Annotated in this window: 23 protein-coding genes and 1 riboswitch; of the genes, 1 reads left to right on the top strand and 22 read right to left on the bottom strand. The window is 38.9% G+C overall.

The features are described from left to right. Positions 1-104: 104 nt before the first annotated feature. The 7 genes from IGK77_RS05500 to IGK77_RS05470 all read right to left on the bottom strand — a co-directional run bounded on the left by IGK77_RS05500 (position 105) and on the right by IGK77_RS05470 (position 7,434). Positions 105-380: an HU family DNA-binding protein gene (locus tag IGK77_RS05500; protein ID WP_002290178.1), complete on the bottom strand. Its 276-nt coding sequence runs from the start codon at positions 378-380 to the stop codon at positions 105-107. A gap of 246 nt (positions 381-626) precedes the next feature. Beyond that, positions 627-1,937: a ribosome biogenesis GTPase Der gene (gene der, locus IGK77_RS05495; protein ID WP_074801171.1), complete on the bottom strand. Its 1,311-nt coding sequence runs from the start codon at positions 1,935-1,937 to the stop codon at positions 627-629. A 212-nt stretch (positions 1,938-2,149) separates the two neighbouring features. Further along, complete coding sequence (gene rpsA, locus IGK77_RS05490) at positions 2,150-3,376, bottom strand: 30S ribosomal protein S1 (RefSeq protein ID WP_071866361.1); 1,227 nt, start codon at positions 3,374-3,376, stop codon at positions 2,150-2,152. Between the two features lie 133 nt (positions 3,377-3,509). After that, positions 3,510-4,190 (bottom strand): (d)CMP kinase, encoded by a 681-nt coding sequence (gene cmk, locus IGK77_RS05485; RefSeq protein ID WP_071866360.1) that lies wholly within the window; start codon positions 4,188-4,190, stop codon positions 3,510-3,512. 126 nt (positions 4,191-4,316) lie between these two features. After that, positions 4,317-4,952: an SAG1386/EF1546 family surface-associated protein gene (locus IGK77_RS05480; RefSeq protein ID WP_034688017.1), complete on the bottom strand. Its 636-nt coding sequence runs from the start codon at positions 4,950-4,952 to the stop codon at positions 4,317-4,319. A gap of 84 nt (positions 4,953-5,036) precedes the next feature. Next, positions 5,037-6,428, bottom strand: coding sequence for a RecQ family ATP-dependent DNA helicase (locus tag IGK77_RS05475; protein WP_065096586.1), 1,392 nt, complete (start codon positions 6,426-6,428; stop codon positions 5,037-5,039). Then, on the bottom strand, positions 6,415-7,434 hold the full coding sequence (locus tag IGK77_RS05470; RefSeq protein ID WP_074801174.1) for a helix-turn-helix domain-containing protein: 1,020 nt from the start codon (positions 7,432-7,434) through the stop codon (positions 6,415-6,417). The genes IGK77_RS05475 and IGK77_RS05470 overlap by 14 nt, the downstream gene beginning before the upstream one ends. A 29-nt stretch (positions 7,435-7,463) precedes the next feature. On the opposite strand from IGK77_RS05470, the gene IGK77_RS05465 reads away from it, so the two are divergent. Then, complete coding sequence (locus IGK77_RS05465) at positions 7,464-7,685, top strand: ferredoxin (RefSeq protein WP_010735774.1); 222 nt, start codon at positions 7,464-7,466, stop codon at positions 7,683-7,685. A gap of 258 nt (positions 7,686-7,943) precedes the next feature. Here the strand turns inward: IGK77_RS05465 and IGK77_RS05460 are convergent, their stop codons facing one another. The 15 genes from IGK77_RS05460 to rpoD form a co-directional block, all read right to left on the bottom strand. Next, positions 7,944-8,675 (bottom strand): alpha/beta hydrolase, encoded by a 732-nt coding sequence (locus IGK77_RS05460; protein WP_074801177.1) that lies wholly within the window; start codon positions 8,673-8,675, stop codon positions 7,944-7,946. Between the two features lie 279 nt (positions 8,676-8,954). Continuing rightward, complete coding sequence (locus tag IGK77_RS05455) at positions 8,955-9,362, bottom strand: type II toxin-antitoxin system death-on-curing family toxin (RefSeq protein WP_071866357.1); 408 nt, start codon at positions 9,360-9,362, stop codon at positions 8,955-8,957. Further along, positions 9,359-9,595: an addiction module antitoxin gene (locus IGK77_RS05450; protein ID WP_071866356.1), complete on the bottom strand. Its 237-nt coding sequence runs from the start codon at positions 9,593-9,595 to the stop codon at positions 9,359-9,361. Before IGK77_RS05450 ends, IGK77_RS05455 begins: the two co-directional genes overlap by 4 nt. A gap of 222 nt (positions 9,596-9,817) precedes the next feature. Then, positions 9,818-11,158, bottom strand: coding sequence for a M20 family metallopeptidase (locus IGK77_RS05445; RefSeq protein ID WP_074801181.1), 1,341 nt, complete (start codon positions 11,156-11,158; stop codon positions 9,818-9,820). Positions 11,159-11,533: 375 nt separating this feature from the next. Continuing rightward, positions 11,534-13,057, bottom strand: a complete 1,524-nt coding sequence (locus IGK77_RS05440) for a YfcC family protein (RefSeq protein ID WP_065096592.1) — start codon at positions 13,055-13,057, stop codon at positions 11,534-11,536. A gap of 554 nt (positions 13,058-13,611) precedes the next feature. After that, complete coding sequence (locus IGK77_RS05435) at positions 13,612-14,223, bottom strand: ECF transporter S component (protein ID WP_019723230.1); 612 nt, start codon at positions 14,221-14,223, stop codon at positions 13,612-13,614. Between the two features lie 127 nt (positions 14,224-14,350). Beyond that, positions 14,351-14,473, bottom strand: a riboswitch (FMN riboswitch). An 84-nt stretch (positions 14,474-14,557) separates the two neighbouring features. Then, positions 14,558-15,274, bottom strand: a complete 717-nt coding sequence (locus IGK77_RS05430; RefSeq protein ID WP_010735779.1) for a pseudouridine synthase — start codon at positions 15,272-15,274, stop codon at positions 14,558-14,560. Continuing rightward, on the bottom strand, positions 15,274-15,849 hold the full coding sequence (scpB, locus tag IGK77_RS05425; protein ID WP_074801184.1) for an SMC-Scp complex subunit ScpB: 576 nt from the start codon (positions 15,847-15,849) through the stop codon (positions 15,274-15,276). Before scpB ends, IGK77_RS05430 begins: the two co-directional genes overlap by 1 nt. After that, positions 15,833-16,603, bottom strand: coding sequence for a segregation/condensation protein A (locus IGK77_RS05420; RefSeq protein WP_269149416.1), 771 nt, complete (start codon positions 16,601-16,603; stop codon positions 15,833-15,835). The genes scpB and IGK77_RS05420 overlap by 17 nt, the downstream gene beginning before the upstream one ends. Then, positions 16,600-16,968 carry a GNAT family N-acetyltransferase gene (locus IGK77_RS05415; RefSeq protein WP_071866353.1) on the bottom strand — a complete coding sequence of 123 codons (369 nt, stop codon included), beginning with the start codon at positions 16,966-16,968 and terminating at the stop codon, positions 16,600-16,602. The genes IGK77_RS05420 and IGK77_RS05415 overlap by 4 nt, the downstream gene beginning before the upstream one ends. A 19-nt stretch (positions 16,969-16,987) precedes the next feature. Further along, positions 16,988-17,875, bottom strand: a complete 888-nt coding sequence (gene xerD, locus IGK77_RS05410; protein WP_071866352.1) for a site-specific tyrosine recombinase XerD — start codon at positions 17,873-17,875, stop codon at positions 16,988-16,990. A 96-nt stretch (positions 17,876-17,971) separates the two neighbouring features. Continuing rightward, positions 17,972-18,445, bottom strand: coding sequence for a ferric iron uptake transcriptional regulator (gene fur, locus IGK77_RS05405; RefSeq protein WP_023519469.1), 474 nt, complete (start codon positions 18,443-18,445; stop codon positions 17,972-17,974). Positions 18,446-18,550: 105 nt separating this feature from the next. Next, positions 18,551-19,414 (bottom strand): CvfB family protein, encoded by an 864-nt coding sequence (locus tag IGK77_RS05400; protein WP_071866351.1) that lies wholly within the window; start codon positions 19,412-19,414, stop codon positions 18,551-18,553. 287 nt (positions 19,415-19,701) lie between these two features. Next, positions 19,702-21,756, bottom strand: coding sequence for a cell division site-positioning protein MapZ family protein (locus tag IGK77_RS05395; RefSeq protein WP_438713043.1), 2,055 nt, complete (start codon positions 21,754-21,756; stop codon positions 19,702-19,704). 290 nt (positions 21,757-22,046) lie between these two features. Continuing rightward, positions 22,047-23,156, bottom strand: a complete 1,110-nt coding sequence (gene rpoD, locus IGK77_RS05390) for an RNA polymerase sigma factor RpoD (protein WP_010735787.1) — start codon at positions 23,154-23,156, stop codon at positions 22,047-22,049. Positions 23,157-23,160 lie beyond the last annotated feature (4 nt).

The raw sequence follows: 23,160 nt of genomic DNA, 5'->3' as shown, positions 1-23,160 counted from the left end.
TTGGTTGTCGCCTTTCTACTGCTTTCCGCCACTTTTATCCATATCCATCTATATAAAAAATAAAGCGCCTGTAGCCGTAGCCACAAGCGCTTTTTTCAACTGTCTTATTTAACAGCGTCTTTCAATGCTTTACCTGGTTTAAATGCAGGTACTTTGCTAGCTGGGATTTCGATTTCTTCACCAGTTTGTGGGTTACGTCCTTTACGAGCCGCGCGTTCGCGTACTTCAAAGTTACCAAAACCGATTAATTGAACTTTTTCGCCGTTAGCTAAAGCATCTTGGATAGTTGAAAATACAGCGTCAACTGCTGCAGTTGCGTCTTTTTTAGTTAAATCTGTAGCTGAAGCAACTTTTTCGATTAATTCTGCTTTATTTGCCATGGATAGATTCACCTCCTCCAACAAGAGATATGATAGGAACATCATTTTAGTTTAAAAACTTTCTGAGTGGTCCAGAAGTTTATAAGAAATATTGATTAAGTTTCAATATTCTGTTATCACGATATCATATGAATCGCTTAATAGCAAGGTTTTTGGCATTATTTAAGCGCTTTTTTTAGTCATAAAAACGTAATACAAAAATATGCTTATTTTTTTTGAAAAAAACGGACTACTATGGTAAAATGCCTATTTTCTTCGACGTGGTATAATTCGGATCGAAGTTCCTTCAAACGTAAATGCTTTTCTGATTTGATTTTCCAAAAAGCGTTCATAAGAGAAATGCATCAATTCTTCTTCATTAACAAAAACAACAAAGGTTGGCGGTTTGACTGCGACTTGTGTTGCATAGAAAATCTTTAATCGTTTACCTTTATCTGTCGGTGTCGGATTGATTGCTACGGCATCCATGATCACATCATTCAAGACTGCTGAAGAAACACGTAAGTTTTGGTTCATACTCACTTCTTCGATCATTTCAGGCAAACGTTCTAATCGTTGTTTGGTCACAGCTGAAACAAACAGAATCGGCGCATAGTCTAAGTAACGGAATTCTTCACGGATCTCTTGTTCGAAGTCACGCATCGTATTCGTTTCTTTTTTGACTAAATCCCATTTATTGACAACGATGATCACACCACGGCCAGCTTCATGCGCATAGCCAGCTACTCGTTTATCTTGTTCACGGATGCCTTCTTCTGCGTTCAAGACCATTAACACGATGTCTGAACGGTCAATCGCACGCATGGCACGCATCACGCTGTATTTTTCTGTGGTTTCATAAACTTTACCACGTTTTCTCATACCAGCTGTATCGATCATCATGAATTTTTGACCGTCTTCTGAGACGAAGTGCGTATCGATAGCATCACGTGTCGTTCCTTCGATGTCCGAAACAATCACTCGGTCTTCACCTAGGATCGCATTGATCAAGGAAGATTTCCCTACATTCGGGCGACCGATCAAACTGAATTTGATGGTATCATCCTCTTCTTTTTCTGCTTCTTCATCAAAGAATTTCACTGCTTCATCTAAGATGTCGCCGATCCCTAATCCATGACTTCCAGATACAGGGTAGGGATCACCTAGACCTAGTGCATAAAATTCATAGATATCATTTCTCATTTCAGGATTGTCGACTTTATTAACGGCTAAGATCACCGGTTTATTGCTACGATATAAAATTTTTGCTACGACTTCATCTGCATCAGTGATGCCTTCACGGCCACTGACGACACAAACGATTACATCTGCTTCATCGATTGCGATTTCTGCTTGGTGCTTGATTTGATCCATAAATGGTTCATCGCCTAAGTCGATCCCACCAGTATCAATAATACTGAAATCACGACCTAACCATTCCCCTTTAGCATAAATACGATCACGAGTAACTCCTGGAGTATCTTCGACAATCGAAATACGCTCACCAGCGATACGGTTAAAAATCGTCGACTTACCGACGTTTGGGCGACCAACGATTGCAATTGTTGGATTTGCCATATTTTTTCCTCCTCACATGTTTCCAATCTCACTTAGTGTACCGAATACTTCGCGAACTTTCAAGCTTAGATCGGTGAACATTCAAGTATTTTTCTGGATCACTGCCTATTACAAAAGAAAATGGTCTGGGACGTAATCCCCAGACCACTTGTTTTACACATGTACAACTTCCCTTGATGCTGTAAATTCGCGCTTCGGGAACGATCATTCATTTATTTTTCAGAATCATCTGTTGCTGTTTCTTCTACTTCCCCTTTTAAGGCTTCGCCTAAGATGTCACCCATTGTAAATCCTGTGTTTTCTTCAGGTAACTCATAAGACTCAACTTCTTTTGGTTCTTTATCAGAAGCAGGTTTTTCTTCTAATGCTTTGATACTTAATGCAATCCGGTGCTCTTCTGGATTGACTTCTAAAACTTTCACTTGGACATCATCGCCCTCATGCAACACTTCATGTGGTGTCGCGATGTGTTTATGTGAGATTTGTGAGATGTGGACAAGCCCTTCCACTGTTGGAAATACTTCAACAAAGGCACCAAAGCTAGTTAATCGTTTCACTTTACCTTCAAGTACAGCGCCTACTGGAGCTTTTGTTTCGATATCTGTCCAAGGTCCAGGCAATGTGTCTTTGATCGATAATGAGATACGTCCTTGTTCTGGATTGATTGAAAGAACTTTGACTTTCACTTCATCGCCAACAGCTAAAACATCACCCGGTTTAGCAACATGTCCGTGAGAAATCTCAGAAACGTGTACTAATCCATCGATGCCGCCTAAATCAACAAATGCACCAAAATCTGTGATACGAGCAACGCGTCCTTCGATCACGTCATTTTCTTGGATAGTTGATAGTAATTCTTTTTTCTGTGCTTCTTTTTCTGTTTCAACGACTGCTTTGTGTGAAAGGATCAAGCGATTTTCTGATGGTTCGATTTCAACGATTTTGAATGTCATCGTTTTTCCTTTGTATTCAGAAAAATCAGCGACAAAATGATCTTCTACCATTGATGCCGGAACAAATCCACGAACACCGACATCGACAACTAAACCACCTTTAACTACATTTGTCACTGGTGCTTCGATGATGTTTCCAGCTTGGAAATCTTTTTCGATATCCTCCCAAACTTTTTTCGCATCTAAGCGTCGTTTTGATAAAAGGTAACTTCCGTTTTCTTTGTCTTTACCAATCGTGCTGATCACGACTAGATCTAACGTATCGCCAACCTTTACCACTTCGTTGATATCTTCAACCGGTAAAGTAGATAATTCTTTTGCAGGAACTACGCCTTCAACACCCGTTCCTTCGATTCCAACGATGGCTTGTTTGTCTTCAATGACTAAAACTTCTCCTTTGACGACATCGCCAACGCTCACTTCTTGAACGCTATTCATTGCATCTTCCATAGATTGGTCTGTCTGATTTTGTTCAAATTCTGTCATAACACTTGTCCTCCTAACCAACATTCTGCCGTTAACTACGGTACTGCCTATAGTTTAATTGATTATTTGAAAAAAATAAAGCGATTTCGTTTGTTTTCCATTAAAATGGTCGGATTCTTCGCTTTTTTTCTATTTAGTCAAGAAAATATCCTTTTTGTTGAATCACTTCTTTGATCGCTTGGACAACTTCTTGAATCGTTTTACCGGTTGTATCGATCCGTATCGCATCTTCTGCTTGCTTCAGGGGTGAAACTTTTCTAGTAGAGTCATATTCATCACGTGCTTGTATTTCTTTTGTCAATTCTTCTAAGTCTGTCGGAATATTTTTCTCAAGGTTTTCTTTGTGTCGTCTTTGTGCCCGTTCAGATACGCTGGCTACCAAGAAAATCTTCACTTCGGCTTTTGGTAAAACAGCGGTACCGATATCTCGCCCATCCATGACGACACCCCCATCTTCACCGATTTTTTTCTGGATCGCAACAAGAGCTTCGCGTACTTTTGAATGCGCAGCTACTTCAGAGACCGCTCGTGTAACGTCTGGTTGTCGAATATCTGAAGTAACGTCTTGCCCAGCTACAAAGACATGTTGTCCATCTGCCATTTGCTCAAATGAAATAGGGTTTTTATTGATCAAATCGACTAACTCTGTTTCATCTGAAAAAGCAATGTGATGTTTGATTGCCAAGTAAGTGACTGCACGATACATCGCGCCCGTATCTGTATAAATGTAGTTCAATTCATTTGCGATGATTTTAGCTACCGTACTTTTGCCTGAAGAGGCAGGACCATCAATTGCGATACTAATTCGTGTCATTTTTCATAAACTCCCTTTTCTCAAAAAAAAGGGGCTGTGGCTCAAGCCACTGCTCCTTATTTAATTACATTTTATGAAGATACTCTGAGGAAAAACAACTCTTCAGTATTATCTTTTTCACTCCATTTATTGGACTCTAAGTTCTTGTCCTGGATATAACATGTAGTTGTTTGGATCGATTCCGTTCAATTGGAACAATTGATCGACTGTAATGCCTGCGCGTTCTGCTACTTGTCTAGGACCTTCACCCGCTTGAACGACTGTGGTTGAACCTGAAACACCTGCGCCTGCCTCTGGTGTTGAAGTAGGTGTTGTTTCTTGTGGAGCCACACTGCTTGGTGTTGTTTGTTCTGGCTCTGTTACTGTTGAAGATGGTGTTGTTTCTGGTGTCACAGCACTTGTTGGTGTTGTTTCTCCAGCAACTGATTGTGTATCAGAAGTTGGTTCACTAGAAACTGTCGTCGATTCTACAGTTGATTCTACAGTCGAACTTTCTACGATCGATGAAGTCGTAGAGGAAGAAGATGCAGCGGTAGCACTGTTACTTGATCCGTTTCTGATCCAGAAGTAAGCTCCGGCTGGAATCGCAATACATAAAACTAATAAAATCAAAAATAGTGATAAGAACAGAGTGTTCCCTTTCTTTTGCTGTCTTTGCGTACTTCTTGAAGATGCTTCATCCTCTGTATCGTAAATTGGTTGTTCCCATGGTTCTTGTGTTTCGTTATTTTCTGATGATTGATGTCTATCTTTTCTACTCACCTTATTGACCTCCTAAATTCTTTCCTAGTTATTATACCATAGGATAATCTTGATTGTACGAAAAAAATACCTCGCACCATTTTTTTAAAATAAATTTAGTAAAATCGTTTGCCAGTCTTTTACTTCTACGGTTGGACTTATTTGCCCTGTTTCAGTTAGAAATAATGATGCGCCATCTCGGTCACAGCAGTCTTTAGGCTTCTCTTTGAGAGTTTCATCGAAATAGTCCATCAGACGTTCTCGTCTACAGGTCGTTTCATGGATATAAGCAAGCATCTGTTGTAGTTGCTTGATTTTCACTTGTTCTTGTTTTTTTAATTGCAGAAGCCATGTATCAGGACTTTGTATTTCATTTACTACCATCAGCCATTTTTGCTGGATCTCATCGAACTGAGGCGCCTCTGTTTGCCCAGTTGACAGATGTTCTTCGAAAATCTGGCGTTGTTCTTTAGACAATTGTTGGAAAAAGTAATGGATCCCTTCATCTCCTGGTCGGTAAAGCAACACAGCGCTACTAGGTCGCTGATCTCGGCCTGCTCGACCAATTTCTTGCATATAATTTTCCAAGCTATCTGGTAGATCATAATGGATGACATACCGAATGTCTGCTTTATCGATCCCCATACCAAACGCATTCGTCGCAATCAAAAATTGCAGTTGATTTTGACTGAATTGTTGTTGAAGTTGGCGGCGTTGTGAGGCATCTAGCCCTCCATGATAATACCCCACAGCATAGTCTTTGCGAAACAGTTGATAAAGACGTTCGACTTCTTTTTTAGTCGCACAATAAATGATCATTGCCCCGTCTGCTTGTGCCATCAGCTGACGTAATTGCTGGTCTTTTTCATCTGTATGAAAGACAAATAATGAGATATTTTCTCGATTAACTGAATGTTTGACGATGACAGGTTTTGTGCGAAAGAGAATGTGTTCGATCTCTTCTTGTACCGGTCGCGTGGCTGTTGCCGTCAAAGCTAAGGTAGTTGGTGATCCTAATTCTTTTGCGACTCTTCCGAGAGATTGATACTCCGGTCGAAAATCAATGCCCCACTGTGAGACACAATGAGCTTCATCGACTACGTACAACGAAATTTTTTGTTGCTTCAGCGCATGAAGTACTTCCGGTTGCTGCAACATCTCGGGACTGACAAAGACAAATTTATATTCGGATAAATGAGCTAACACATACTGTTTTTCACTTCTAGTAAGTAAGCTATTATAGGCAACCACCCTTTTCTCTCCTCGTTTTTGCAATTGCCCTACTTGATCTTCCATCAAAGAGAGTAAAGGAGAAACGATCAAGACCATCCCATCTTGCAAATAGCCAGTCAACTGATAACATAAACTTTTGCCATTACCAGTTGGCAGGATCGCTAAAACATCTTTCTGATTCAATAAGGTGGAAATAATCTCTTCCTGTCCTTGGCGAAAAGAGGAAAAACCAAAATACTGTTTCAATGGATCAAGCAAATCCATTTTTATCCCCTCCTTTAAATGTCTCGATTTGTACCAAACGAAATTCTCCGTAATCGATCGTTTGTTCTTCAAGGTATTTATATCTTAGTGTAAGAAGTGGTCGCTCCAACAAAGCTAAAGATTTTCTTGTCTCGGAGTGGATCAGTCGTTCAAAAGGAAAATCATCAAAAAAGATGGCCCACTCGATCAAATGATCATTGATCGTCCCTTTCTTCAACCCTCGCTTGCTCATCACCTGATCCACTGAATCTCCAGATAAAATCATTGCTCTTGTCGTCAACATGCTTTGATTATAATTTTGTCTTAGCAACGGTGCCAGCAAATCGTATAACAAGAAATCTGAATGCTGTTCGATAATCGCTAATAAGCGATGGATACATTGATCTTGGAATAGTTGCTGTGCTACGCCATCTTCAAGAGTGGTCAGCTGGTACGCGAGTAAGCCTGTTTGCTTTTTACCAGAAAATTGGTTTGCTAAGAAGTTCGCCTGTTCGTCTGGCATCAGAGTAAAAATAGTAGAAAGTTCCTTTGATACTTGAGCGACCAGCTCCGTTTTGGTACACGTTGCTTCTTTCAACCATCTCTTCACTTGGTACGCATAAAAAGGCCCCGTCTCTACTGGTAAATAAGCTGTTTCATTGGCGGATAAGTGAGAGACGACTTGTACAGAGAATTTCAGCAAACGCCAACTAGTAGTAGCTGTACGTCCATACTTATCATAGTGTAGTCCGGTGAGGGATTCTTTTTTTCTTCGCATTTCCCCTTTTTTCGTCAGTTGCAACTCTCGGTCTTCCCACTTTAATAATCCCTCATCTATCATCTGTTGAATCTGCGTATCAAACGTTGCTTGTTCAAGTGAAGGAAAACAACCATGCACAACTAATAGTCGCTGAAAAAAGCCAAAAAGTAGTACCGAGGATGTACGCTTGCCACTTAATAATTGATAGAGTGAGCTTGCTCGTAACTTGTCACTTGAAGAAAATAAAGATAAAATAAACTCAGTCATAGTAATCCCCTTATGTTAGGATGGTGAATATGTCATTATTATGTAAATTAGTTCCTGAACGTTGTATCGCATGTGGTCTATGTCAAATCGAGGCACCTGATATCTTTGATTATGATGAAGAAGGAATCGTCTTATTTGCACAAGAACCAGAAGCACATCAACAATTCGTTCAGCCTTTAGAAGAAGCCAACGTAACCAAAGCTTATCAAAAATGTCCGGTTCGAGCAATCTTATTGGAAAAAGAAAATTGACCGCTCTCTTACAACTAACTTTTAGCAGGACTGTCCGATGATCTACTTGTTTTTTCTATCTCACAAAAATAGATGAGGTAATCGTATTCCCCTCAAGTGATAAGGCGTCATCCACGAAAATAATTCTTAAATTTTTTTGTGGATGACGCCTTATTTTTCGAGGAGCTTCCTTTGAGACGTCTGTATCCGCCGATCAGCTTGTGAAATTTTCAATTATAAACGGATCATTTCTTTTCGTCGTTCCGAAAAGTGACGCTCTTACTTGATTTGGTTCAGCCAATCCATCATGGTCGTGACGATTGCTGTTTGTTGGTCTTCATTACTGATTGTTGCTTCACCATCACCTTTTTGATGACCATAACTACCAAATCCGCCGTGGTTCCCTCCAGCGATGGAAACAAATTCTGTTTGTTCAGGTAAATAAGCTTTTGCTTCATCAGCTGCTTCTTGGTTCATGACTTTGTCTTCACTTCCGGTGATACTGATGACCTGTAAATCAGTTTTTTCCAATGTCCCCTTTTCATCCGGATAACTTGCCATGAAATAAATACCTTTTAATCGTTCGTCATCCAGATTTGCATTAGCATAACGACTTGCCATCACGCCACCTAAAGAATGTCCCCCAATCACAAAATCTTGATCTTTGAAATCCTCTCTGATTTTGTCTGCTTTGTTGCCACTCAGGATCGCCAGTTCAAAAGGCATTTTAGCAATGGCTACCGTATAGCCATTTTCTGCTAGTTGTTCTGCCCATATACTATAACTTTCTGGTTCAACGAGCGCACCAGGATAAAAAATCACCATTGGATGTTCCGCCGATTTTTGCGATTCGAATAATAAATAATCCTCTTTATCTATTCCTTGTTTAAATGATTGCTCTGCTTGAGTCGATGGTTCGTACACACTTTGTTGCCAATAAAAATAACCTCCGATAGCACCTAATCCCAGTACGATCACTAATCCTATCAGGACTCTTTTGAATATTTTCAAAAAACATCACCTTCCGTCAACTTTCATTTGATACTCTTATACACTAAATAAAATACGGTAAAATTGCAAATGATTTTATGTAAGATGTTATTATTGGATATCTTTGTAAGGAGGAACAAGTGACAATGAAAATCCACCACTACTTTGACAAAATTTCTCAAAATAGTGGTGGTTTCTTACATTGTTATATTAAACTCAATTTATGTATTCACTGTTGTGCATGAACTCGCCTCATTTACTCTAGGAAACGATTAATCAACTGGAAAATCGATGTGGGAACTACTTTGGATTAACTTTTCCTGACCGAGTTAGGTAAGTCGAGACAGTTCGTTTTAATTCATCAAATTCTTTTTTACTAGTAGTAATATCTAAAATGAATTTAACTGCCTCTTGCTGGGTAAAAGTTGTTGTATATCCATTCGCTTGCAAAAATGTAATCATCGATACAAATGCTGTACGTTTGTTACCATTATGAAAAGGATGCTTTGTAGCTAAATTGATTGTAAGTATAGATGCTTTATCAAATATCGTAGGATACAAATCTCTGCCAAAAACTGACTGTGCAGGTTGATTTATTGCCATATCTAGTGCAGTTGCATCTTTTATACCGATTGTTTCACCTTGAGAATATGCTAAAATTACTTTAGCATTTATCTTTATGATGTGTTTTGAAGTCAAATATATCATAGGTCGACCAAATCTTTCAATGCTTGATCATATTGATTCATCACAGAGTCGACAATAGTATCAATATCAATTTCCTCTTGTGCTTTTACTATTCTAACTGCCCCATCTTTATCAAATATATAACTAATGGACTCTCCAGTTTTAACTCCAATATACTCTTTTACTTCATTTGGTATTGTTGTTACATCACTATTTCCAGATTTTCTGATTTTGTATTTACGAATTTTATCCATTAATTTTTTCCTTTCTGTTTATAATATATTCAATATGTAGATACATATTATCATAGTATCTACATTCCAACAAATTTCTGAGTATGTGAAATAGCTATTACGCTTGTTGCTTAATTATGGATGTTTAGATGGTGAAGAAATCCACCACTACTTTGACAAAGTTTCTCAAAATAGTGGTGGTTATTTTTTATAAATCTTATTCGTTTCTTAACTAACTATGGTTTACTTTCCACACAAGCGATAAACCGCTTCTGCGTAGATTTCCATTGCTTTGTACATGCTGCTTAATTCCCATCGTTCATTGGCTTGGTGCATGAAGTCTGGTGTATCAGGGAACATTGCACCGAAAGCGACACATTGGTTCATCGTACGGGCAAAGGTTGCTCCACCAGAAACAAATGGCTCAGTCATGTCCCCTGTGATATCACGGTACGTTCCTAATAAGTTTTGGATCAATTCGCTCTCCAAAGGAACGTATAATGAATCCAAGAAATCAAATTCTTCATATGATAAATCGTATGCTTTGATTTTTTCTGTCATTTTTTCGACAAGCTCATCTTTTTTGAAGGTGACAGGGATACGCATGTCCACCCCGATTTTTGTTTGCTCAGGTGTGATTTCTAAACTAGCGAAGTTCATCGTCAACTCACCAGATTGTTCGTCAACAGTCTTTCCGACTACTTTTTCACCAGTCGCATTTTCTTGGACTAATTCTCCTAAAAACTTGATTGGCGCAAAATCAAAAACTTCAGATAAAGCGATCGCTAAACGAGAAATCGCATTGACACCTTCTGCGGCATCCTTTGCGTGGATACTTTTTCCTAGCACTGTGATCGAGTCACCTTGATCTTCAAAATCGAAGTTGTGTTTCGTTAACGCTGCTTTTACTTCTGCCAATTTTTCGCCCGAATATGGTGCAGAATCCGGCACTACATTTAGTGCCCCACCAGCATTTACAGAAAATTCATTTGTGCCAGGACCTGTCAAGTAAGCTTGTAGCAAGCCTTTTTCTGCATAGATCAAAGGAAATTCTGCATCTGGCGCAAAGCCTTGTGTGATTCCTTCTTCTTTTTCATTGTATTTATCTAAACAACGCCAAAGGTTTTCTTCGTCCGTTCCGAAGATGAAACGAATGCGCATATTAAATTCTACCCCTGCATCCATCAATGCTTTCACTGCATACATCGCAGCAATCGAAGGTCCTTTATCGTCTTGAGAGCCACGGCCAACTAGCCAGCCATCTTTGATCGTTGGCTCAAAAGGTTTAGATTCCCAGTTTTTTTCATCGCCTCCAGGGACAACGTCCATATGGCATAAGATACCAAATAACTCGTCTCCTGAGCCTACTTCTGCATAACCATAGTAGCCTTCGGGATCTTTAAATGTTTTGAAACCTAATCCTTCACTGATTTCTAACACTTTATCTAAAGCTTCTACAACTTTTTTGCCAAAAGGATGTCCCTCTCCAGAATCAGATTCATCCAACACAGAAGGAATTCTGATCAACTCACTTAATGATTCTAATGCTTGTTCATGATGTTGTTCTGTTACAAATTGTTTCATCAACTTTGCCTCCTAATTATTTAAAAAAAAGATGGCGGCAGAAAATACTACTTTGATCCACATGTCCATTTGCTCGAGTGCAATAGGACACTGTTTACGAAATTTTCTGTGTAAAAGCCAACGCCTTCGGAAATAAGCGACAAAACCCAAAATCCAAGTTTCGGGTTTTGTCGCTTATTTCTTGGAGCTGGATTCTTCAGTCACCATTTCATCAACAGAGTAACTCGTTTTTTCAAAGGTCTTATTTCTACCGACGATCTCTTACATACAAGTGATACATCGTACATGGTGAATAAAGGATTCATATCTCTTTATTCAGTCAATAGATAGTGTTTCTTCATTTATCATAGAACTTTGGCTGTCATTTGTCTAGAATTAGAACATTGCTGCTACACCTAAGATCACACAGATGGCAACAAATAAGATGGCAATCAACTTTCCAGTGAATTTCCACCAAACGGAAATATCAAAGCGGGCAATGGCGATTGCACCCATTACGATAGCAGAAGTTGGCGTGATCAAGTTCACTAAACCAGATGCTGATTGGTAAGCAGTGATTACTAGATCTTTACCGACACCGGCAAATTCTCCCATTGGTCCCATGATTCCCATTGTAGCAGCTGCTAAGCCAGAAGTTGATGGAATCAAGAATGACATAGGGATATAGAAGATAAATGTAAGGATCAAGAAGACACTTGATGATAATGAGCTTAATCCTTGTTCTCCCCAATGTAAGATCGTATCTGTGATCAAACCGTTGTTCATCACTACTTGGATCCCACGAGCAACAGCAACAACGATTGCTACACCGATCAAGTCTGAAGCACCTGCTAAGAATTCTTTGACAAAATCAGATTCTTTCATACCAAAAGTGATTGCCACAACGATTGACATTACTAAGAATAACATTGTGATTTCAGGGAAATACCAATCGCCTAGAGGCAACATGTTTTTACCTAAAACAGTTCCAATTACAGGTAGGCCAGTTAACCAATTTGTCAATGACTCAAAAATAGTGAAGTTTTCATTCAATGTTGTCCACGGAATCAAACTAATGATCATGATACCAAAAGTAAGGAAGAACAATACATTCACATGTTTTTGTTTCTTCGTGATCATTTCTTGACGATTGATTGCTTCGATATCAAAGTGTTTCATGTCTTCTTCGCGCTGATTATATACTAAAGATTTGGTTGGATCTTTTTCGATCTTCGACGCATAGCGATACACATAAATAATAGAGATTGTTAGTAAGACAACGAACATAAAGAAACGTAACCCAATTCCTTCACCCATTGAAATACCAACGGCTTGTGATGCAACTCCTGTCGCAAATGGGTTAACTGTTGATGCCAAACAACCCACTTGAGATCCGACCAACACGATGGCTACTGCTGTGACAGTATCAAAACCAACGGCCATCATAACAGGAATCAATAATGCGTAAAATGGAATCGTTTCTTCCGCCATTCCATAAGTTGATCCACCTAAAGCGAATAAAAGCATCAATACAGGGATCAACATTTTTTCTTTCCCTTTGAAGCGTTTCACAACAGTTGCGATCCCAGCATCTAATGCGCCAGTTTTATTGATAATTCCTAAGAAACCACCAACAATTAAGATAAAGAATGAAATTGGAATTGCCGCAGGTGTTTCTTTCGTTAACTCACCCGCTGGTACACCCAACATCCCGTTGACTGGAGCCATAAAGATATCCCAAAGTCCTTGTGGATTTTGTTGGACTCTTTCGTAAGACCCTGCAATGATATTACCGGCTTCATCCACACTGTAGTGTCCTGCTGGGATGAACCATGTAAGTACAGCGATAATGGCAATAATAATGAATAAGACCGAGTACGCTGAAGGCATTTGAAATTTCTTCTTCGTTGTTTGTTCCATTTTCTTCTTCCTTTCTTGTTTCAAAAATCTTTGACACATCGGTATTTTATCAAAAAGATGATAAGAACAAAAATAATAACTAGTAGATTCGATAAATTTTATTCAAAACCCTCGTTTATTGTCCCTCCTTTAATTATTTAATTGAAATGCTTTATTCATACTAATTGTAGCGTTTCCGTCGTCTATTATATCAGGTCCATCTAACAAACAAAAGGAGAAGAATTTCACGTTAAAACGTATAAAATACATTTTTATACAAAAAGGCAAAAAATACTCAGACACGATTTATAAAACGCTTACACAATGTCGGTTATTGAATTTTTTTTCATAACAAAATATTAAGAATAACTTTAAAAAAATATGTGTTAGCTATAAGAATACCTATGATTGGTCATTTGTTATCATCCCAAAAAAACTATCTAGGCTCTATATAAATAACTGGAAATGCCCTTTTTAGTAAAAAAAAACTTGAAAGTAGGAATTACTACTTTCAAGTTTACTTGTATTTTCTGTATTATAATATATCGTAGTTTTTTAAAAAGAGTCGTTTACTTTTATTTTACCACGCTATGTCGTTTTTCTAACTGGTGTTGTTTTCTGCTCAACCAAGGTAGTAGTTTAGCGTGTAAGACAAGGAACGCCACACTAACGATAAATCCTTTGATCAAGTTAAAAGGTACGATACCGATCAGAATGTAATTTGCCAGTGGCATACCTAACATTTGGGTTGCATTCAGGCCTAAAAATGTTAAATAAAGAGGGGTGATCACAAAATAGTTCGCAATACTCATGAAAATGGTTAGTGCAAGTGTTCCACTGATCACGCCTAAAATTTGATTTTTTCCTTTTTGGTATTTGTTTCTTTTGAAGATGTAGAAAATCGGTAAAGTAAAGACCGCTGTTGAAAAGAAACTAGCGACGTCGCCAACTAGATTCTCCGGACTAAAACCGGTCATGATCAAATGTAAGATCGAACGTAAAAACGCGGTAACGATCCCCGCTAACGGACCAAATAAAAACATGCTGATCAAAACTGGGATATCACTAAAATCGATTTTCAAAAAGCTAAATGTTGGCATGATTGGAAATGAGAAAAATTGCAAAACCAATCCGATTGCAGCAAATAATGCGACCGCAACCATTTTTTGTACTCGGGTGTTCTTCATGTTGAAATCCTCCTGTTGGGATTCCTCTTCAGCGAACTATTCAACCACGTAAACACAAACAAAAAAACTCTATTTTCGCAGGGGAAAATAGAGTTAGAGTCATTTGTACATACGTATGCCAAATAAGCTCTATCTTCTTTATCCAGACTTTACTGTCGGTATCGGAATTTCACCGATTCAGCTACTCGCAAAAGTAGGTCGTGGACTATAACCACCGGTCGGGAATTTCACCCTGCCCCTGAAGACGAACCATATCTAATTTTTGTTTACCATTTTATTATACTTATTTCATAACAAAAAAGCAAGGTATTTAGTCTTACAAAAAGTAAGTTATTTATTTTGATTGATTCAATAACTGACTGATTTCTTTTTTATTGAGCTCACGATACTCACCAGGACGTAAACCTTGCAAGGTCAATTCGCCATATTTTTCTCGTTTTAATTTTTGCACAGGTAACCCGACGGCTTGTAGCATGTTTTTTACTTGGTGGTTACGGCCTTCATGGATCGTTAATTCTACGATACTATGATTCGTGTGAGGATCAACAGATAAAATTGCATACTTTGCAGGTGACGTTTTCTTTCCTTCAATTTTGATTCCTTTTGTCAATGGGTTCAGCGCTGACTTAGTGGCGATCCCTTTGACTTTGGCAACATATACTTTATCAACTTCATGCTTTGGATGCGTCAATCGTTGCGCAAAATCACCATCATTCGTCAATAAAAGTATGCCAGAAGTATCATAATCTAGACGTCCAACTGGATAGATACGCTCTTTGACCATTGGTAATAGGTCTGTCACTACTTTCCGGCCCTTGTCATCTGCTACAGCAGAAATGACCCCTTTTGGCTTATAAAGTAAATAATAGCCATATTCTTCTTGATAGATCGGCACTTGGTCGACTTCCACTGTATCGTGTTTGCCAACTTTTACGCCAAGTTCTTTGACGACTTGACCATTTACTTTTACTCGACCAGCCAAAATATATTCCTCGGCTTTACGGCGAGAGGTAATTCCTGCGTGAGCAATTACTTTTTGTAATCTTTCCATTATATGTTTTCTCCTTCATGCACGCCATCAAAAAATAAATCAAGGGGTGCGTCTTCTTCCAGTGAACGTTCGATATCTTGAATATCGGGTAACTCATTTAGCGATCTCAGACCAAAATAATCTAAAAAATGACTTGTGGTCCCGTAAAGGATCGGACGACCTGGTCCATCGACTCGCCCTTTTTCTTCGATCAGTTGGTGTGCAGTCAAGCGTTGGATCGCGCCAGAAACTTGAACACCACGAATCAACTCGACCTCACTTCTAGTGATCGGTTGTTTATATGCAATGATTGCTAGTGTTTCGACTGCCGCTTGTGACAAGGTATTCGATGTCCCTTGCGCGTATCTTTTGACGATCGGCGCTAACTCCTTTTTGGTAGTCAGCACGATTTGTTTTTCTGTTTCAAAAAGATGTAACGCTGTGTTGTCATTTGCTTCATAACTAGCTGCCAACTCTGCCACTAAAGCAGTCGTTTCTTCTCGTGTATAGGTCAGTAAGGCACTCAATTCTTCGATTGTCGTCCCTTCTTCTCCTACTATAAATAAGATTGCTTCAAGTTCACTTAATTTCGTCATGTTGTGTATCTCCTACTGCTGGATAAAGCATGATTGATTCATAATTTTTTTCTTGCTGAGCCACGATCTGTCCATTTTTCATCAATTCGAGGATCGCCAAAAATGTTGTGACGACTTCGTTTCTAGAAGGCGTTTCAAAAAAAGATTCGAACAAACAGCCATTTTTTTGAGAGACGATGCGCTGTTGGATAAATGTCATTCGTTCTTCGATTGTCGCATCATCAGGTGCGATCGTTTTTTCTTCTTTTTGGGCAAATTTCTTTCGTTCTAAAATTTTCTGCATGGCTTGAAATAAATCGATTTTTTTCACTTGTCCACGCTTCAATGGTTTTTCTTGACCCAATAACTCATCGATTGCAGAAGGTTCTTTTGTGAAATACAAACTACGTTCTTCTGCCTTTTCAGTAAGCTTCTCTGCTGCATATTTGAATTTGCGGTATTCTAACAGCTGATTGACTAATTCGTCACGAGGATCTTCTTCCCAAAATTCTTCTTCGTCATTGCTCACTTCTTGGATAGGCAATAAAGTCTTGCTTTTGATTGCCATCAGTGTTGCCGCCATGACGAGGTATTCTCCTGCCACAGCTAACTCAAGCGTCTTCATCGTATGGATATAGTTCATGTATTGTTCCGTGATAGTGGCGATCGGGATATCGTAAATATCGATCGACATATCTTGGATCAGATGAAGGAGTAAATCTAATGGACCTTCAAAGACATCTAATTTGATATTGATTTCTGTCACATCATTCACTCTTTCTTATTTTCCTTGATCCATCTACTTAAATAAGCTTCTGTGATATCCGTTGGATGGATCAACACATCAGGGTATTTTGCTTGCAATTCATTCAACATTTGAAACCCGATATTCTCCCCCCGGTAGGAAGGATTCAACGAAATATCGTGAATCGTCATCTGATCTTTATCATTCCAATGAACACCAATGACTCCTTGGATATTTGTAGAATCTTCAGGTGTATAGAAAAAAAGTTCATAATCCTCAGCAGATTCATACGTATCGATCTCTTTTAGTAAACTTGATTCTGCATTTAACTTTTTATGAAAGCTCAATAGTCCCATCGCGATTTTTCGGTTTTCTTTTCGATAATGTGTTAACATTTTCTCACCATCCTATAAACTAAGCCCTTGGGAAATGCTGCTTGTAGACATCTGTCATTCTTTTTTTCGTGATATGTGTATAGATCTGTGTCGTTGAAATATCTGCATGACCTAATAGTTCTTGAACGGTACGTAAATCCGCCCCATTCTCTAGTAAATGTGTCGCAAAACTATGCCTCAATGTATGAGGGGTCACGTCTTTGTAGATCCCTGCTTCTCGAACAAGTTGTTTTAAATTTTTCCATATTCCTTGTCGAGAGAGACCTGAACCATGATGATTCAAAAAAACGTGGGTTTCAGATGGATTTTTGACTAGTAAAGGACGAACCTCATCCAAATAACGTTCTAACCATTGAATCGCATAATCGCCTAAAGGGATGATTCGTTCTTTATCTCCTTTACCTAAGGTTTGGACCAGCCCTAAAGACAAGTGCAAATCGCCTAACTTCAGTCCGACTAACTCACTCACACGCATCCCTGTTGCATACATGACTTCTAAAATAGCGCGATCTCTGATCCCTAAATTTTTCGATGTATCAGGTGTTTCGATCAGTCGTTCTACTTCCTTTAAAGACAACGTACTTGGCAACTTTTGGGCTTTCTTCGGTGTCTCGATATGTTGCATTGGATCTTGTTCTGTATACCGTTCTTGTCGCAAAAATTGATGGAATTTTCTTAAACTTGTGATCATACGTGTAATCGTTGCAGAAGCCTTATTTTCCGCATGCAACGTTTCTAAGTATTGGATGACGACAAATCGATCAATTGTTTGCCAAGAGGTTATCTCGTGTTCTTTCAGATAGTGCAAGTATTGATTCAAGTCTCGTTCATAACTTTTTCGAGTATTGAACGATAATCCACGCTCGATACTTAAATAGCGAAGATATTCATTGATTTCTTCTTCCATCATTCTCACCTCATGCTTCTTTATCATATCAGATAGCCTTTGGTTTCGGTAGTCTATTTTTTCGTAGACACTTCAAAGAAAAAGCCGTCTATCAATTCAGACGGTCTTTCTTTCTTTTTTCTTATTATAGCATTCTTGGCAGATACCATGAAAGGTCAAACGATGATCTTTGACAAAAAAGTGGTAACGCTGTTCGATCACTTGTTCAACTTCACTTAGCAGATCTTCTTCGACTTCCTCGATCGTTCCACAATCTAAGCACAGGAGATGATGATGAAAATGTTTGGCTCCTTCTTTTCGCAGATCATACCGAGCCACACCATCATTGAAGCTGACTTTGTCGATGACTTTTAGATCCGTTAGAATCTCCAACGTCCGATAAACGGTGGCCAAACCAATCTCAGAGTTTTTCTTTTTGACTAGAAAGAAAACTTCTTCTGCTGACAAGTGTTCTTTTTCGTTCTCTAAGAGGACGAGCAAGGTTGCTTCGCGTTGTGGGGTCAGTTTAAACCCAGATTCATGTAGCTGTTGTTTTGTTTTTTTCATTACTGACATTGTATTCATGCCCATTTTTCTCAACCCCAACAATTTATAATGATTATAATTAAGATATCTAATCAACCGTTCTAGATTAAAATTATTATAAGCTAGACGAGAAAAACATGCAAGTCATTCTCAATTAGATTTTTTTGCTAATTTCGTCACGCCATCCTCTTGTTTGATCAATCCTTGTTTCAATAAATTACCAATCGCACGCTTAAATGCTCCTTTACTGATTCCAAACGCACGCATGATCTCATCTGGATCTGATTTGTCAGTGAATGCGATTTGTTGATCTGCCGAACGTTCTAAAATCGTTAAGATCATTTGTGCATCATCAGAAATCGTTTCGTGTGCACGTGGTTTCAAAGAGATATTCAACACACCATCAGGTCTAGCCCCAACTACGCGTCCTTCTACTTTTTCACCTAAACGTGGTTCGCGGTAACGTTCTGAAGGATGGATGAACCCAATATAAAAATCATCCGTCAGCAAATACGTTCCCGTCAGCTTCAAACGATAAGCGATTCCTGAGATGTTTTTATTTTTCAATTCTTCTGAGCCTTGCTTACTTAGTGATTTGAAGATTCTTTCTTCTGCTAAACTTCCCCAAATGCGATCTTTCGCGTCGACACGTAAAGCGATCATCAACTGATCACCTTTTTTGGGCCACAACTCAGTCATCGTAGGTAGCTCATCCAGTGAAACAACAAAATCTTTATCCGGTAAACCAATATCAACAAAGACACCTAGATCTTTTCTTGAAGAAGTGACTGTTCCAAAGGCATAATGTCCGATGCGACTCTTCGGGATCACCGTTGTAAAACGATTTTCTTGTTTTTGATTCTGGTAACCAAACCCTTCGACTGCTTCGCCGATCGTATGCTCCCCTTCCTCTTTACTTAAGCGGAAAGTTTGTCCATTTTTCTGGACAAAATAATTTTTTTCATTTTCGTCAATCACCATTGCGGTAAAGACATTTGCTAATAATTCGTTCATCTTTTTCTCCTTTTCTAAAAGGCCTTTGTATTCCAACATTTCTTTGCTATCATAACATAACGACATGTTTATGGATAGAGATTCTCTATAAAAGGTTGAGACGCAAGCGTTCAACTGAAATAGGCCATAAAACCCGAAAATATCCTCATATTTTTGGATTCTAAGGCCTATTCTTGACGTTATGATAGAAAGAAAAATTGTTTGTGGACCATTGTTGTTTCGCTTTGAGGGAATAGTAAATTAGGTTGATAGAACTCTCTGTCATGCTAAAGCAAACTAACACTCATCTAGTTGCTACCGTTCCCACCAAACCAACCAGTTTTACAATTGATCGTGACGATATAAAATGGTAGTGCACTTTCGCCGATGCCACTCATCAATGACGATTTAGTTGAAGTCGCATAAAGGTTGTAGTAACCTTCACCGTTTTCGATGCGAGCTTTCTCTAATCGATAACCACCTTCAACGATGTATCCTCGTGCAATACTTGTTGCGATCACACTTTCTTTGACTCCTGGCGCCCAATCCCAAGCAGGATTAGATGCATCTGCGACATCACTGGCTCTTGTTTCCATGATTGGACGGTTTGCGGAATTTGTCGCTGGCGTTGTCTGTGTCGACTCAGTTTGTTGAGCAGCTGCCTCTGCTTGTGCTTGTGCTTCAGCCTGTGCCTGCGCTTGTTTCGCTTCTTCGGCTTTCTTCGCTTCTTCGGCTTTCTTCGCCTCTTCTGCTTTCTTCGCTTCTTCTTTTTTCGTCAAAGCTTCATCGACTTTATCCAATTCAGTCGCAAGTGCTTGGACTAATTCTGCATTTTTTACTTTCGCCACTTCTACTTTTGCTGTCTCGTACTGCTCTTTCGTTGCTGAATCTTTTACTTGACCATCTGCATAGATCACAGCAGTTTTTTCTTTTGCTGTTTGAAGTTGTTGATACTGTTTGGTTGCTTCATCTGTCGCTTTGTCGATCAATTGACCAAATGCTGTATCTTCTGTTTCAAAACTTTGGATTGCTTGGTCAGCTTTCAATTTGGGTTCTGCGATCAGTTGATCATCTGCGATAACTGGTGTAACAAACCATTCATTGACCGTTTGGATCTGTTTGATCTTTGATTGGATATCTTCAAAGGTTTTTTCCAGATCTGCATAACCTTTTTCATCTTTGACCTCATTCAATGATGCCCTTAATTTTGACAAGTCTTGATTGATCATACTTGTACGAATGAACTGTTCATCATCATCTAAATAAAACGCAGCTAAATCTGATTGTAAATCAGCCATTTTATCTTGTTTACGTTGGGTTTCAGCAGCGATTTCTGCTTGTACTTTTTGCTGATGATCATAATACATCCAACCACCTGCACCAAGTAAAAGCACTGCCGCACTCGTCAGGTATAATCTTTTTTTGGATTTCTTTGATCCTCGATCATTTGGCAATTCTTCTTTTTTGATGGACGCATTGCTTGTTTCTTGTTCCTCAACCTTTGTCTGTTCCGGCTGTGTTTCCACCAGTTCAGTTGTTTCAGGAGCTTCTTTTGGTTGCGGTGCATCTGTTGAAGCAGCTTTCGTACTCTCAACCTTAGAACTTTCCTCTTCGATCGGTTCAGTCGGCTCTACAGGTTCTTCCGTAAAAACTGGGGCAGTTTCTTCTATATTTGTAATTACGTCTACTTGTTCTTCTGTACTTGTTGAAGAATCTTCGACCACAGTATCTTCAATGATCGTTTCTTCTGTTGGTTTTTCCACTGGTGACTCTTTCATTGCATCCTCTTGAGATTTTTCAGGAGAAACTTGCTCCGTTGTATTTTCCGACAAGCGAATGTCGACTGAATCCTCACCCGTTGCTGCCGCCGTTTCGATCATTCGAAGCAGCTCTTTTGCGTGTTCTTCAGTCGTATCTTCACGATGCGCCTTGATGTAAGCAGCTAGAATGGAATTTTCTTCTTCATTGTTTACTGCTTCTTTTAATTCAGCTACTCGTTTTTTCTGCTGCGCTTTTTCTCTTTGCTCAGAGGTAGCAGAGTGATCTGTCTCTGTTTTTTCTTTGTCAAGATTGGTATTTTCTTTTTTATCTACTTGATCATCCTTTGACTCAGTGCTCGTGTCACTTGAGTCAAACAACTCCATGACAGATTCCAATGGTAGATCTTTTAGTTCTGACCATTCGATTGGATCATTCACGATACTGTCTGGATAAACTTCCTCAGCTGTTTCGTCTAATGATTGATTGTCATCTGTTTGCGGTAATTGTGTTAGTTCATCTTGTTGTGGTTCAAAGTCACATTCTGGACATTTTGATTGATCTTTGATTTTTTCTGATCCACATTTTGGACATTTTTTTATCACTTAGCGATCGGCTCCTTTACTAGGTTTTCGCTACCATTAAATCTACCATAATCTAATCCACACGCCAATAGGATATCCTAAGGATTTTATAAAAAAACAAATAAGTCCTTCAGTAAAAAATAAATAACGACCGTAATGAACTACTCTGTTTAAACGATCCTTTGTTGAAAACCAGTTGAATCATTTGATAAAAAACAAACCCTCAATAGCTGGAGAGATCTCCTACTTTGAGGGTTTTCTATCATTCAAGAAAAATGATCTGTTTTTTTGTTTAAAAAATTATTTCTTGATTATTCCAAGAAATCTTTCAATTGTTTTGAGCGTGATGGGTGGCGAAGTTTTCTTAATGCTTTTGCTTCGATTTGTCGAATACGTTCACGAGTCACGCCGAAGACTTTACCTACTTCTTCCAACGTACGTGTACGGCCATCATCTAAGCCAAAACGCAAACGTAAGACGTTTTCTTCACGATCTGTCAAAGTATCTAAGACATCTTCTAATTGCTCTTTCAGTAATTCATACGCTGCATGTTCCGCAGGACTAGTTGCTTCTTGGTCCTCGATAAAATCACCTAAATGCGAATCATCTTCTTCACCGATCGGTGTTTCTAATGAGACAGGTTCTTGAGCGATTTTTAAGATTTCGCGTACTTTTTCTGTAGGAAGATCCATTTCAGCACCGATTTCTTCAGGCGTTGGTTCTCTTCCTAAGTCTTGTAGTAATTGACGTTGGATACGGATCAATTTATTAATGGTTTCTACCATATGCACTGGAATACGAATCGTGCGGGCTTGGTCAGCAATTGCACGTGTGATAGCTTGACGGATCCACCAAGTTGCGTAGGTAGAAAATTTGAACCCTTTACGGTAGTCAAATTTTTCAACAGCTTTCATCAATCCCATATTTCCTTCTTGGATCAAATCTAAAAATTGCATCCCACGACCCACATATCTTTTGGCAATACTTACAACTAAACGAAGGTTGGCTTCAGCCAAGCGTTGTTTCGCTTCTTGGTCACCTTCTTCGATCTTCAATGCTAATGCTACTTCTTCTTCTGCAGTTAAAAGGGAGACGCGGCCAATTTCTTTGAGGTACATCCGAACAGGATCATTGATTTTGACGCCTGTTGGTGCAGAAAGATCTTCTGTTTTAGCTTGTTCTGCTTTTTTCTCAGCACTTTTCAGACTGTGGATCGATGGTTCACCATTTTCGTCAACGACGCTGATACCTGCGTCCTCTACTTTTTGGATCAACTTATCCATCTCATCTGCATTTAAAGTGAATGGTGTCGCAAGTTTATTTGATAGATCATCATAAATCACTTGCCCTTTTGGTTTATTTTCTTTAATGAACGCTGCCACTGCTGCTTCATATTTTTTAACATCTGTTCCATTTGCCATAAAA

This window comes from Enterococcus sp. DIV0806c (genome assembly GCF_051710905.1).
GTDB lineage: Bacteria > Bacillota > Bacilli > Lactobacillales > Enterococcaceae > Enterococcus_B > Enterococcus_B mundtii.
Note: the sequence above shows the minus strand (reverse complement) of the source record. Positions and strands in the feature narration are given on the sequence as shown.